Below are 14,443 nucleotides of genomic sequence, written 5' to 3'. Positions count from 1 at the left end.
TATATAAATAAAATTAATAAAAAAAAATATTTATTTTATTTTTTTAATAAAATTCATAATTTTACTACATAATTTTTTTATTTTTTCATTTTTAAAACATGAAATTGTATAATATTTATTTTTCCAATTTATTTTATTTATTACATTTTTAACAATATTATTTATTTTTTTTTTTTCAATAAGATCTATTTTATTAAAAATTAACCAAAATGGTTTTTTTAATAAATTTTTATTATATATTTTTATTTCATTAATAATAATTTTAATATTTTTAATTATATTTGTATTATCTAAAGGTTTTATATCAATTAATAATAATAATAATTTACAACGTTCTATATGTTTTAAAAAATTATATCCTAATCCATTTCCTTTAGAAGAATTTTTAATTAAACCAGGGATATCAACAATAATAAAATGTTCATTTTTTTTAATATATACAAAACCAAGTTTTGGAATAATTGTTGTAAATGGATATATTCCAATTTTATTTTTTGATGATGATATTAAATTAACAAAAGTTGATTTTCCAGCATTAGGTAATCCTATAACTCCAACATCTGCTAATAATAATAATTTAAAATATAAATGTTTTATTTCACCTAATTTTCCAAAAGTTTTTTTATAAGGTGTTCTATTTATTGAAGATTTAAAATGATTATTACCTAATCCTTTATAACCTCCTCTTGCTATTAAAAATTTTTTATTTTTTAAATTCATTTCACATATAAATTCTCCATTAATTTTATTTTTAATAATAGTACCAGTAGGAACATAAATAAATAAATCTTTACCAGTTTTACCAGTACGTAATTTAGATTTTCCATTTTCTCCATTTTTAGCACAAAAAATTTTTTTATAATTTAAATGTGTTAATGTGTTTAAATTTTTATTTATACATAAGTATATATTTCCTCCATTACCTCCATCACCTCCATTAGGACCGCCATACGGTTCATATTTTTCTCTACGAAAACTTATACATCCATCACCTCCTTTACCAGCAATTACTTTAATATATGCTTCATCTATAAATTTCATAATTACTCAAAAAAAATTAAATTAATATTTTTTAAATTTTATTATAAAAAAAATTTTAAATATTAATATTAACAATATTATTATATCTATTTTATCATTTTTAATATTATTAAAATAAAAAATCTATTATTATAAAAAATATATCTTTAATTTTTTGCATTTTTTTTCCTTAATAATTTAATTATTTTTTTATAAAATTAAAAATATTTTAATTTATTTAAAAATAATTAATTGTTTTATTAATTTTTTTTTATTTATATTTAAATTTAATAATTCATTAATATTATTATAAATTATTAATTTAGGTGCATATTTTAAAAAATTTATATTATTAATTTTTTTTTTTATTTTTAAAATGTTACAATTTATTTTTTTAATTTCTTTTTTAATTCTTTTAATTTCAATATTTTTATTAATAAATTTTAAAGGAAATAATAATTCATTTCCATCTATTAATTTAATTAAACAAATAGGTTTTTTTTGATTTTTAGATAATATTTTAATTTTTTTAATATTTGCTATTTTTTTAATAATTTTTTTATTTTTATTAATACGTTTTTTAATATTTTTATTAATATTCCAAAATATTATATTTATTTTTTTATTATATTTTATTAACATTTTTGATCTTATATTTCTTACAGATGAAATTATTTTTTTAATCCATTCTATATCTTCTAAGTCTTTTTTATTATAAATAATATTATTATATTTTGGAAAAGATTTTAACATTATAGAATCTTTTAAATCATTTTTTATTTTTTTTATTTTTTTCCAAATATATTCAGTAATAAATGGTATTATAGGATGTAAAAGTATTAAAATTTTTTCATATATATATAATAAAGTATAATAATTACTATATTTTTCAAATTTGTTTCCATATTTAAAAAATATTTTAGAAAATTCTAAGTACCAATCACAAAATTCATTCCAAAAAAAATTATATAAAATATTTATTGCAATATTAAAACAATAATTATCTAATAAATTACAATATTTTTTAATTATTATATTTAATTTAATTTGAATATAACGATCTATTAAAAAAAAATTAATATTTTCATTTTTTAAATTATAATTATAATCATAATTATAATTATTTTTATAAGTTAATATAAATTTAAATGCATTTAATAATTTATTACAAAAATTTTTACATTTATCTAATTTTTTAAAATCTAAAATTATATTTCTTTTTGTATTTGATAAATTTGATAAAAATAATCTTAAAACATCTGATCCATAAGGTTTTATATTATTAGAAAATTGTTTTTTAGTAAATTTTATTATTTCATAATTTTTTTTTTTAAAAAAATTATTTTTTAATCTTTTTTTAATAATATTTTTTAAATTAATACCTTCAATAATATCTATTGGATCAATAGTATTATTTTCAGATTTTGACATTTTTTTACCTTTAATATCACATATTAAACCAGTAATATAAATAAATTTAAATGGAATTTGAGGATTTCCTAATTTATCATTTATAAAATACATTGTTAACATAATCATTCTAGTTATCCAAAAAAAAATAATATCAAAACCGCTAAAAATTATATTTATTGGATGAAAATTTAATAATTCTTTATTTTTTTTAGGCCATCCTAAACTTACAAAAGTCCATAAACTAGAAGAAAACCATGTATCTAAAACATCATTATCTTGTTTTAATATAGTATTTTTTTTAATCATATATTTAATACGAATTTCTTTTTCATTATTACCAACATAAATATTTTTATTATTATCATACCATGCAGGTATACGATGCCCCCACCATAATTGTCTAGAAATACACCAATCTTGAATATTTTTAATCCATCCAAAAAACATATTTTTATATTTTTTTTGTAAAAAAATTATTTTTTTTTTTTTAATAGCATCTATTACATTTTTAGTTAAGTAATTACTTTTTAAAAACCATTGGTTAGTTAACATTGGTTCAATTATTACCTTTCCTCTATCACTATAAGGTATATTCATTTTACATTTTTCAATTTTATTTAAAAATCCTAATTTTTTTAAATCTAAAATTATTTTTTTTCTAGCTTTAAATCTATTTAAATTTTGAAATTTTTTAGGTATTGAATTTAAATAATTATTACATTTTTTATTACTTTTAATTATTTCAATTTTTTTTCTAATTTTTCCATTATAAGTAAAAATATTAATTATATCTAAATTATTTTTTTTTGCAATTTTATAATCATTAAAATCGTGTCCTGGAGATATTTTAACACATCCAGTACCTTTATTAATTTCTATACTATTATCTGATATAATAGGAATTGAACGATTTATTAATGGAATAATAACTTTTTTCCCTATTAATTTATTATATCTTTTATCTTTAGGATTTACTGCTATTGCAATATCACCGAAAATTGTTTCTGGTCTAGTAGTTGCTATAATTATATATGAATAATTATTTAATATTTTATTTTTTTCTTTTAAAGGATATTTTAAATAATATAAATAACTTTTAATAATTTTATATTTTATTTCTAAATCAGATATTACAGTATTTAATTTTACATCCCAATTAACTAATTTTTTTTTTTTATATATTATTTTTTTTTTATATAATTTAATAAAAACTTTTTTAACAGCTTTAGAAAAATTATTATCCATAGTAAATATTTCATTATTTAAATCAACAGAAATTCCTAAACGTTTTATTTGATTATTTATAATATTAACATTTTTTTTTTTCCATAACCAAGTTTTTTTAATTAAATAATTATTACTATAATTATTTTTTTTATTTTTAAAATTTGTTTTTTTTAATATCATAAGTTGAGTTGCTATTCCAGCATGATCAGTCCCAAATTTTAATAAAACATTTTTACCTTTCATTCTATTATATCTTGCAGTAATATCTATAATTGTTTGTTGTAAAGAATGTCCTAAATGTAAATTCCCAGTAATATTAGGAGGTGGAATAACAATACAAAAATTATTTTTATAATTTTTATTATTTATATTTTTTATTTTAAAATAACCTTTTTTTTCCCAAAAATTATATATTTTTTTTTCTTCTTTATTAAAATTATATAAAATATTATTTTTTTTTTTTTTTATATTCATTAAAATTATTTTATAAAATGTATTTATTTTTATATTAATATTTTCAATAATTTAAAATAAATAATATTAATTATAAAAAAATATTAATATTATTAAAAATTTAAAAATAGTTTTATTAAAATATTTAATAATTTATATGATATATAATTTATTATATTATTTTTATAATATTTAAAAAATTTTAATTTTATTTAGAATTTTTAGATACAATTACCATTGCAGGTCTTAATAAACGATCATGTAAAATATAACCATTTTGCATGATATTAATAACATAATTAGATTTAAATTTATTAGTTATTATTTCACTTATTGCTTGATGTTTAATTGGATCAAATGGTATATTTATTTTATTAATAACTTTAATACCATATTTATTTATTAAACTAATTAATGATTTTAATGTTAATTCTATACCTTCAAATATTTTATTTTTTTTATTATTATTTTTGTTAAATATTTTAACAGCCATCTCTAAATTATCAATAATTAATAATAAATCTTTAGAAAATTTTTCTAAAATAAATTTATATGTTTTTTCAACATCTATTAAAGTACGTTTTTTAAAATTTTCAATTTTTGCTTTATAACGTAAATAATTTTCATATTCTTTTTTTTTAAGATCTTCAATATGTAATTCTAATTTATTAATATGTTTATTTAAATTATCATTATTTTCTTTTTTAAAAGTTTTTTCGTTTATATTTTTAATATTTTCATTTTTTAAATTTTTTTCATTAGATATATTTTTTTTAATATCCATTAATTTTCCTTAAAATAATTTATTATTTTAATAATTTTTTTTATAATTATTTTAACATATTATTAAATTTAAAATATTTATAATAATAAAAATTAATTAATATTTTTATAAAATATGAATTTATATCCATGGCTTAATTCTATTTATAATAAAATTATAACATATTATAAAAAAAAAAAAATTAAAAATACTTTTTTTTTATATAGTTTATCAGGAATTGGTGGTAATATATTATTAAAAAATATTTGTAAATGGTTAATTTGTAAAAATATTAAAAAAAAAAATTGTGGAATTTGTAATAATTGTATATTAATGAATTCAAAAACTCATCCAGATTATTTTTTAATAAATAAAATAAATAATAATAAAAATGATATTAATGAATTTTTTAATAAATTGATTGATTTTATTAATATTTGTGCACAAGAAGAAAACATTAAAGTTATTTATTTACAAAATCCTGAATTATTATCTGAAAATATAATTTATAAATTATTAAAAATTTTTAAAAATTATAAAAAAAATGTTTTTTTTTTAATAAAATGTAATAAATTATCTAATTTATTAATAAATTTTAAAAAAAATTGTTTTTATTTAAATTTAAAAATACCAAATGAAAAAAAAAGTATAAAATGGTTAAATAATAATATTAATAATAATAATATTAATGAAATAAAAACTGCATTATATTTAAATAATGGTGCACCATTATTAGCAAAAAAAATGTTATGTTCAAAATTATGGTTACAAAGAAATAAAATATATAAATTATTATATAATGAAATTTTTAATAAAAAAATATTTTTATTATTAAATATATTAAAATATAAAAATTTAGAACAAATTTTTTTTTGGTTATATACATTATTTATTGATATAATTAAATGGAAACAAAAATGTAAAAATTATATAATTAATAAAGATAAAAAAGAAATAATAAAAAAATTATCTAATATAATAAATTTAATAAAATTATATAATTTTATAAAAAAATTTAGTAAATTTCAATATAAAATTAAAAATAAAAAAGGTATAAATATAGAAATATTATTTATAGAACAAATAATATTATTAAAAAAAATTTTAAATAATTAAATATTTTTAAAATAAAAAATATATATTGATTTTAAAATATATTAAAATTTTAATAAACCATTTAAATATAATATTATATATATATATAATATTTTATTAAAATTATTTAAATTAACAAAATGTTTATTTTTTTATTAAAAATAAACATTTAAAATATATTTTGTTATTTTTAAAATATTTTAAAATAAGAGAAAAAATTGACGAAAAATAATTTTTTTTCAGATAAAAATTTTCCTATAAATTTTGAACAATTTAATTTTTTTAAAAAAAATATAAATTTATATACACCTTTAGAAATTTCATGGTTATCTGGATATTTATGGGGATTAATTAGTAAAAAAAATAATAATAATATTATTAAAAATGATAAAATAACTATTATTTCTTCTTCACAAACAGGTAATGCACATTATTTATCAAAAAAATTATATGATGAATTATTAAAAAAAGAAATTAAAGTTAAATTATTTAATGTAAAAGATTATAAATTTAGAAAAATTTCAGAAGAAAACATATTAATAATAATTACTTCAACTCAAGGAGATGGAGAACCTCCAGAAGAAGCATTTGCTTTTTATAATTATTTACATTCTAAAAAAATTAAACATCTTAAAAATATAAAATACGCTATTTTTGGTTTAGGAGATAAAACATATGAAAAATTTTGTCAAACTTCAAAAGATTTTGATAAAATATTATTTAATTTAGGTGCAAAACGTATAATTGATAGAGTAGATTCAGATATTGAGTTCGAAAAAGTTGCTAGTGATTGGAGAAAAAAAATAATTAAAATTTTAAAAATAAATAAAAATATTAATATCAATAAAAAACATTTATATTCAAAAAAAAATCCTTTTAAAGCTAAAATAATAAGTAAACAAAAAATTACTGGTTTATATTCAAATAAAAATATTCAACATATTGAAATTGATTTATTAAATTCAAAAATTAAATATAATCCTGGTGATGCATTAGGTATAATTCATAAAAATGATCCAAAATTAGTTGATGAAATATTAAAATTATTAAATATTGAATGTAATAAGAAAATTGAATTTAATAATAATTTTTTAACACATAAAGAAATTTTAATTAATAATTTTGAATTATTAAATAATACTATTGATATTGTTGAAAAATATACAAAAATTTCAAATAATAAAAAATTATTAAAATTATTAAAAAATAAAAATAAAATTAAAGAATATGTTAAAAAAACACCTATTATTGAAATGTTATATGAAAAACCTATTAAAATTGAATTTAAAAATTTAATAAAAATTTTACGTCCATTAAAACCTAGATTATATTCAATATCTTCTTCTCAATTAGAAAATGAAAATGAAGTTCATATTACTGTTAATGTTATAAAATATAAAATTAATAATCATATAAGATATGGTAGTGCTTCAAGTTATATATCTAATCGTTTAAATGAAGATGATTATATTAATATTTTTATTCAAGAAAATAAAAATTTTAAATTACCTAAAGATAATAAAACTAATATTATTATGATTGGTGCAGGCACTGGAATAGCGCCTTTTCGTTCTTTTATACAACAAAGAAATTTTGAAAAAGCTACTGGTAAAAATTGGTTATTTTTTGGTAATCAACATTTTACAGAAGATTTTTTATATCAATCAGAATGGCAAAAATATTTTGAAAAAAGTTTAATTAACAAAATAAGTCTTGCTTGGTCAAGAGATCAAAAAAATAAAATATATATTCAAAATAAAATCTTAGAAAATGGTTTAAATTTTTGGAAATGGATAAAAAATGGTTCATATATTTATATATGTGGAGATGCTAATAATATGGCAAAAGATGTTGAAAAAACAATAATTAAAATATTATCTAAATATGGTAAAATGAACTATGAGAAAGCTGATAAATTTTTAATAAATATGCGTTTAAAAGGATATTATCAAAAAGATATATATTAATGATTGATAAAAAAATTTTGAATAAAATAGATAATCATTTAAATGTTGCTGAATATATTAAAAAAAATAGTAATTTTTTACGTGGTACAATATCTGAAGATTTAAATAATAGTTTAACTGGTGGTTTTATTGGTGATAATTATTCTTTAATACGTTTTCATGGTATGTATCAACAAGATGATCGAGATATTAGAAAAGAAAGATTAAAACAAAAATTAGAACCAAGATATTCAATTATGTTAAGATGTAGATTACCTGGAGGTATAATAACAACTAAACAATGGTTAAATATTGAAAAATTTGCTGGGAAACATACAATTTATGGATCTATTAGATTAACTAATAGGCAAACTTTTCAATTACATGGTATTTTGAAAAAAAAATTAAAATCAATACATCAATTATTAAATAAAATTAAATTAGATTCATTAGCTACTGCAAATGATGTTAATCGTAATGTATTATGTACTTCTAATCCAATGAAATCAACAATACATTTAGAAGCATATAAATGGGCAAAAAAAATTTCTGAATATTTATTACCAAAAACTAATGCATATTCTGAAATATGGTTAAATAAAAAAAAACTTTTAACAACTGATATAGAACCAATTTTAGGTTCTACATATTTACCAAGAAAATTTAAAACATCTATATTAATTCCACCTGAAAATGATGTAGATTTACATGCTAATGATTTAAATTTTATTGCTATTTCTGATAATGAAAATAAAAAACTTATAGGATTTAATATACTCATAGGTGGAGGATTATCTATTGAACATGGTAATAAAAAAACATATCCACGTTTATCTACAGAATTAGGATATATTCCTTTATATAAAATTATATCTATAACTAAAGCTATTATAACAACTCAAAGAGATTGGGGTAATAGAATTGATCGTAAAAATGCTAAAACTAGATATACAATTGAAAGAGTAGGGATTAATAAATTTAAAAAAGAAATAGAAAAAAGAGCTAAAATAAAATTTGAAAAAATCAAACCATATATTTTAAAATATAGAGGAGATTATATTGGATGGACAAAAGGAATTAATGGATTATGGAATTTAACAATATTTATTGAAAATGGAAGAATATTAAATTATTCAAAATTTTTAATTAAAAATGGTATAAAAGAAATTGCAAAAATACATAAAGGTAATTTTAGAATTACAGCTAATCAAAATTTAATAATTTCAGATGTATTAGAAAAAGAAAAAAAAAATATTAATAATTTAGCTATTTTTTATGGATTAATTAATAATAATATTTCAAAACAAAGACAAAACTCAATGGCTTGTGTTTCATTTCCTACTTGTCCTTTAGCTATGGCAGAAGCTGAAAGAATTTTACCTGAATTTATTACTAAAATTGAAATAATTATGAATAAAAATAATATTAATAATAATTATATTATTTTTCGTATTTCTGGATGTCCAAATGGTTGTGCAAGAGCATTACTTGCAGAAATAGGATTAATTGGTAAGTCTTTAAATAAATATAATTTATATTTAGGAGGTAATCGTGAAGGTACAAGAATTGCACGTATTTATAAAGAAAATATTAAAGAAAAAGAAATTTTTAAAGAATTAAATAATTTAATTAAATTATGGGCTAAAAATAAAAAAAAAGAAGAAAATTTTGGAGATTTTGTTATAAGAGCTAAAATTGTAAAACCTGTAATAAATTCAGTAAAAGATTTTTGGTTATAATTTTTTAGAAATATTTTATAAATATTAATAATTTTATATAATTTTATAAAATGAAAAAAATTAATTTATCAGAATTAAATAAAAAAAATAATAAAAAAAAAATTATATTATTATCAAAGATAAATAAATATTTAAATAATATAACATCTGAAGAAAGAATAATATGGGCATTAAAAAATTTAAAAAAAAATTTTATTCTTTCTTCAAGCTTTGGAATACAATCTTCAGTTTGTTTACATATGATTACAAAAATAAAACCAAATATAATAATTATTTTAATTGATACAGGATATTTATTTTCTGAAACTTATTTATTTATTGAAGAATTAAAAAAAAAATTAAATTTAAATTTAAAAATATTTCGTTCAAAATATTCAGCTGCTTGGCAAGAGGCACGTTATGGTAAATTATGGAAAAATGGAATAAATGGAATTAATAAATATAATTTAATAAATAAAATTAAACCTATGAATAAAGCAATAAAAAAATTTAAAGTAAAAACTTGGTTTGCAGGATTAAGATATGAACAATCAAAAAGTAGAGAAAAATTAAATATTTTATCTATTCATAATAAAATATTTAAATTTTTACCTATTTTTGATTGGAATAATCGTAAAATTTTTAAATATATTAAAAAAAATAATTTAAAATATCATCCATTAAAAGAAAAAGGTTATTTAAGTATAGGTGATACACATACAACAACAAAATGGATTGTAGGAATGAAAGAAGAAGATACAAGATTTTTTGGATTAAAACGTGAATGCGGAATACATGAATAAAAATATTTAAACCCTGATAATATCAGGGTTTTATTAAATAATAATATTAAAAATATATTTTTTTTATAAAAATATTACATCATATTATTCATGCCACCCATATTACCAATATTATTAATTGGATTTGACATATCTGTTTTATCTTCTTTTGATATATCTGTAATCATACATTCTGTTGTTATCATTAAACCTGCAATTGATGCAGCATATTGTAAAGCAGATCTTGTAACTTTAGTAGGATCTAATATACCCATATTTATAAGATCACCATATTTTTCAGAATATGCATTATAACCATAATTACCTTTTCCTAATTTAACATTATTTAAAACTACAGAAGCTTCTACACCAGTATTTATAACAATTTGGCGTAAAGGTGATTCCATTGCTTTTAAAGCAACTTTTATTCCAACATTTTGGTCTTCGTTATCACCTTTTAATTTATTTATCATACTAGCAGCTCTAATTAATGCAACACCACCACCAGCTACAACACCTTCTTCAACTGCTGCTCTTGTAGCATTTAACGCATCTTCAACTCTTGATTTTTTTTCTTTCATTTCAATTTCAGTAGCTGCACCAACTTTAATAACTGCAACACCTCCAATTAATTTTGCTATACTTTCTTGTAATTTTTCTTTATCATATTCAGAAGTAGTTTCTTTAATTTGTTCTTTAATTTGACAAACACGTGATTTAATTAAATCTTTATCACCAATACCATCAATTATTATTGTGTTTTCTTTATTAATAATAATTTTTTTTGATTGACCTAAATCTCTTAATTTAGTTTTTTCTAATTCCATTCCAATATCTTCAGAAATTAATGTTCCAGCAGTTAAAATAGCAATATCTTGTAACATAGCTTTTTGACGATCACCAAATCCAGGAGCTTTAACAGCAGCAATTTTAACAATTCCTCTAATAGAATTAACTACTAAAGTTGCTAATGCTTCTCCTTCAATATCTTCAGCTATAATTAATAATGGTTTACCAGTTTTAGATACAGATTCTAAAATAGGTAAAATTTCACGAATATTAGAAATTTTTTTATCAACTAACAATATAAAAGGATTTTCTAATTCTATTATACCTTTTTCTTGTTTATTAATAAAATAAGGTGATAAATATCCTCTATCAAATTGCATTCCTTCAACTACATCTAATTTATCTTTTAATCCTGTACCTTCTTCTACTGTTATTACACCTTCTTTACCAACTTTTTCCATAGCTTCAGCTATAAGATTTCCTACTTTTTCATCTGAATTTGCAGATATAGTACCTACTTGAGCAATTGATTTATAATCTGAACATGAAACTGATATTTTTTTTAATGCTTTAACAGCAGCTATTACAGCTTTATCTATACCTCTTTTTAAATCCATTGGATTCATTCCAGAAGCTACAGCTTTTAAACCTTCATTTATAATAGATTGAGCTAATACTGTAGCAGTAGTTGTTCCATCACCTGCAGCATCATTTGATTTAGAAGCAACTTCTTTAACCATTTGAGCACCCATATTTTCAAATTTATCTTCAAGTTCAATTTCTTTTGCTACAGTTACACCATCTTTAGTTATAGATGGAGCACCAAAAGATTTATCAAGTATTACATTTCTTCCTTTAGGACCTAAAGTAACTTTTACTGCATTAGCAAGTAAATTTACACCATGTTGCATTTTTAAACGTGCATCATTACTAAATTTTATTTCTTTAGCTGTCATTTTTATCCTTTTATTTAAAAAATTTTTAATTTTTATTTTTCAATAATTGCTAAAATATCACTTTCTTGTATAATTAATATTTCTTCACCATTTATTTTTTCAGATTTTATATTATATCCATCATTAAATATAACATTATCTCCAATTTTTACATCTAAAGGTCTAATAATACCATTTTCTAAAATTTTTCCTTTACCAACTGCTAAAACTTCACCTCTTGTTGATTTTTCAGTATTTAAACTAGTAAGAACAATACCACCAGAAGATTTTGTTTTATTTTTTTTTCTTTTAATTATAACACGATCATGTAATGGTCTAATATTCATTAATAACTCCTATTTCATTAAAATATTAAATAAAATATTTTTATTATATTTTTTTTAAATATATTTGCAATATTAATAAATTATATATTTTAAATTTATATTTAAGTAATTAAATTTTAAAAAAAATTTTTAAACCAAAATAATATAATTGAAATTGATGCTGGTGTTATTCCAGAAATATTTAAAGATTTTTTAAAAGATTTAGGCTGATATTTATTTAATTTTAATATTACTTCATTTGATAAACCATAAATTTTATAATAATTAAAATTTAATGGTAAAAAAAATTTTTCTTTTTTTTTTTTAATTATTTCTTTTTTTTGATGTTTAATATATCCTTCATATTTTATTTGTACTTCAATTTGTTTATAAATTTGTTTATATATTAAAGAAGGTGAAAATTTTTTAATTGAAGTTAATTTATTATATGTAATTTTTGGTATACATAATAATTTTAAACCATTTTTTTTTTTTTTATTTTTTTTTTTTTTAATAATATATATAAATAAACTTCTAATTCTTTGTTTTTCTTTTTCTATAATATTTTTTTTTTTACAAAAAATTTTCCATCTTATATCATTAATTAAACCAAGTCTTCTGCCTATTGAAGTTAAACGAATATCTGAATTATCTTCTTGTAATTGTAAACGATATTCTGATCTTGAAGTAAAAATTCTATATGGTTCTTTTGTTCCTAAATTTATTAAATCATCAATTAATACACCAATATAAGCAATATTTTTGTTAATTATAAATTTTTTTTTTCCAGAAATATATAAACTTGAATTAATACCAGCAATTATACCTTGTGCTGCTGCTTCTTCATATCCAGTAGTACCATTTATTTGTCCAGCGAAAAATAATCCATTAATATTTTTATTTTCTAATGTTGGTTTTAAATTACGAGGATCTAAATAATCATATTCTACAGCATATCCAGGTTGAATAATTTTTGATTTTTCTAAACCTTTTATTGTTCGTATAAATTTTAATTGTATATTATATGGTAAATTTGTTGAAATACCATTAGGATAGATTATATTACTTATAATTCCTTCAGGTTCTAAAAATATACGATGGGTTTTTTTATTTTTAAATCTTATTATTTTATCTTCAATTGAAGGACAATAACGTGGACCAATTCCTTTAATAATACCATTATAAGATGGACTATATTTAATAAATTTTTTAATTATATCATGAGTTTTTTCATTAGTATTTGTTATATAACATTTAATTTGTTTAGAATTTTCTTTAATATTATTTAAAAAAGAAAAAAAAGGTAAAGGATTATCACCATATTGTTTTTTTAAAATTTTAAAATTTATTGTTCGTTTATCAATACGTGGAGGTGTACCAGTTTTTAAACGATTAATTTTAAATGATAATTTATCAGAAAAAAAAGAAATATAATTTGAAGAATTATTACCTATACGGCCTCCTTTATAATTATTTAATCCAATATGTATTTTACCATTTAAAAAAGTTCCTACACATATAATAATTGATTTAGAATAAATTTTTAAATTCATTTTTATAATTACACCTACTGCACATTTATCTTTTATAATAATTTTTTTAACTGAACTTTGTAAAATTTTAATATTTTTTTCATTATTTAATGCATAAAATATTGTTTTTTTATATAAAATTCTATCTATTTGTGCACGAGTAGATTGAACTGCATAACCTTTACTAGAATTTAATAATTTGAATTGAATTCCAGAAATATCTGATGCTTTTGCCATTATACCTCCAAGTGCATCAATTTCTTTTACTAAATGACTTTTACCTATTCCACCAATTGAAGGATTACATGATAATTCTCCTAAATCATTTTTATCATTTGTTAATAATAAAATTTTTTTTCCCATTCTAGATGATGCTAATGCAGCTTCAACCCCTGAATGTCCTCCACCAACAATTATTATATCAAATTTTTCTGGATAAATCAT

The 14,443-nt window shown here is 17.6% G+C and carries 10 protein-coding genes; 4 read left to right on the top strand and 6 right to left on the bottom strand.

Annotated elements, in window-relative coordinates:
• Positions 1 to 30: 30 nt before the first annotated feature.
• From cgtA to grpE, 3 genes are all read right to left on the bottom strand, one after another.
• On the bottom strand, positions 31 to 1,041 hold the full coding sequence (gene cgtA / locus ACMCL3_RS00050; RefSeq protein WP_412728771.1) for an Obg family GTPase CgtA: 1,011 nt from the start codon (positions 1,039 to 1,041) through the stop codon (positions 31 to 33).
• A 213-nt stretch (positions 1,042 to 1,254) separates the two neighbouring features.
• Positions 1,255 to 4,134: a valine--tRNA ligase gene (locus ACMCL3_RS00045; protein WP_412728770.1), complete on the bottom strand. Its 2,880-nt coding sequence runs from the start codon at positions 4,132 to 4,134 to the stop codon at positions 1,255 to 1,257.
• 187 nt (positions 4,135 to 4,321) lie between these two features.
• Positions 4,322 to 4,897: a nucleotide exchange factor GrpE gene (grpE, locus tag ACMCL3_RS00040; protein ID WP_412728769.1), complete on the bottom strand. Its 576-nt coding sequence runs from the start codon at positions 4,895 to 4,897 to the stop codon at positions 4,322 to 4,324.
• 114 nt (positions 4,898 to 5,011) lie between these two features.
• On the opposite strand from grpE, the gene ACMCL3_RS00035 reads away from it, so the two are divergent.
• The 4 genes from ACMCL3_RS00035 to ACMCL3_RS00020 all read left to right on the top strand — a co-directional run bounded on the left by ACMCL3_RS00035 (position 5,012) and on the right by ACMCL3_RS00020 (position 10,438).
• On the top strand, positions 5,012 to 5,992 hold the full coding sequence (locus ACMCL3_RS00035; RefSeq protein WP_412728768.1) for a DNA polymerase III subunit delta' C-terminal domain-containing protein: 981 nt from the start codon (positions 5,012 to 5,014) through the stop codon (positions 5,990 to 5,992).
• Between the two features lie 197 nt (positions 5,993 to 6,189).
• Complete coding sequence (locus ACMCL3_RS00030) at positions 6,190 to 7,938, top strand: assimilatory sulfite reductase (NADPH) flavoprotein subunit (RefSeq protein WP_412728767.1); 1,749 nt, start codon at positions 6,190 to 6,192, stop codon at positions 7,936 to 7,938.
• The gene (gene cysI / locus ACMCL3_RS00025; RefSeq protein WP_412728766.1) at positions 7,938 to 9,656 is read left to right on the top strand and encodes an assimilatory sulfite reductase (NADPH) hemoprotein subunit; all 1,719 of its coding nucleotides are present in this window, start codon (positions 7,938 to 7,940) and stop codon (positions 9,654 to 9,656) included. Before ACMCL3_RS00030 ends, cysI begins: the two co-directional genes overlap by 1 nt.
• 50 nt (positions 9,657 to 9,706) lie before the next feature.
• On the top strand, positions 9,707 to 10,438 hold the full coding sequence (locus ACMCL3_RS00020; RefSeq protein WP_412728765.1) for a phosphoadenylyl-sulfate reductase: 732 nt from the start codon (positions 9,707 to 9,709) through the stop codon (positions 10,436 to 10,438).
• Positions 10,439 to 10,512: 74 nt separating this feature from the next.
• On the opposite strand, the gene groL is transcribed toward ACMCL3_RS00020, so the two are convergent.
• From groL to mnmG, 3 genes are all read right to left on the bottom strand, one after another.
• On the bottom strand, positions 10,513 to 12,162 hold the full coding sequence (gene groL, locus ACMCL3_RS00015; RefSeq protein ID WP_412728763.1) for a chaperonin GroEL: 1,650 nt from the start codon (positions 12,160 to 12,162) through the stop codon (positions 10,513 to 10,515).
• 32 nt (positions 12,163 to 12,194) lie between these two features.
• On the bottom strand, positions 12,195 to 12,488 hold the full coding sequence (locus ACMCL3_RS00010; protein ID WP_412728762.1) for a co-chaperone GroES: 294 nt from the start codon (positions 12,486 to 12,488) through the stop codon (positions 12,195 to 12,197).
• 116 nt (positions 12,489 to 12,604) lie between these two features.
• Positions 12,605 to 14,443 carry a tRNA uridine-5-carboxymethylaminomethyl(34) synthesis enzyme MnmG gene (gene mnmG, locus ACMCL3_RS00005; protein ID WP_412728761.1) on the bottom strand — a complete coding sequence of 613 codons (1,839 nt, stop codon included), beginning with the start codon at positions 14,441 to 14,443 and terminating at the stop codon, positions 12,605 to 12,607.

It is taken from the genome of Enterobacterales bacterium endosymbiont of Anomoneura mori (assembly GCF_047159375.1).
GTDB lineage: Bacteria > Pseudomonadota > Gammaproteobacteria > Enterobacterales > Enterobacteriaceae_A.
This window is presented reverse-complemented; position numbering and strand designations above follow the sequence as displayed.

What these genes read in the sequence shown, in the direction of transcription:
- ACMCL3_RS00010 (WP_412728762.1), bottom strand. Translation starts at nt 12,488, where the DNA reads ATGAATATTAGACCATTACATGATCGTGTTATAATTAAAAGAAAAAAA.
- mnmG (WP_412728761.1), bottom strand. Translation starts at nt 14,443, where the DNA reads ATGATTTATCCAGAAAAATTTGATATAATAATTGTTGGTGGAGGACAT.
- grpE (WP_412728769.1), bottom strand. Translation starts at nt 4,897, where the DNA reads ATGGATATTAAAAAAAATATATCTAATGAAAAAAATTTAAAAAATGAA.
- groL (WP_412728763.1), bottom strand. Translation starts at nt 12,162, where the DNA reads ATGACAGCTAAAGAAATAAAATTTAGTAATGATGCACGTTTAAAAATG.
- cysI (WP_412728766.1), top strand. Translation starts at nt 7,938, where the DNA reads ATGATTGATAAAAAAATTTTGAATAAAATAGATAATCATTTAAATGTT.
- ACMCL3_RS00035 (WP_412728768.1), top strand. Translation starts at nt 5,012, where the DNA reads ATGAATTTATATCCATGGCTTAATTCTATTTATAATAAAATTATAACA.
- ACMCL3_RS00020 (WP_412728765.1), top strand. Translation starts at nt 9,707, where the DNA reads ATGAAAAAAATTAATTTATCAGAATTAAATAAAAAAAATAATAAAAAA.
- ACMCL3_RS00045 (WP_412728770.1), bottom strand. Translation starts at nt 4,134, where the DNA reads ATGAATATAAAAAAAAAAAAAAATAATATTTTATATAATTTTAATAAA.
- cgtA (WP_412728771.1), bottom strand. Translation starts at nt 1,041, where the DNA reads ATGAAATTTATAGATGAAGCATATATTAAAGTAATTGCTGGTAAAGGA.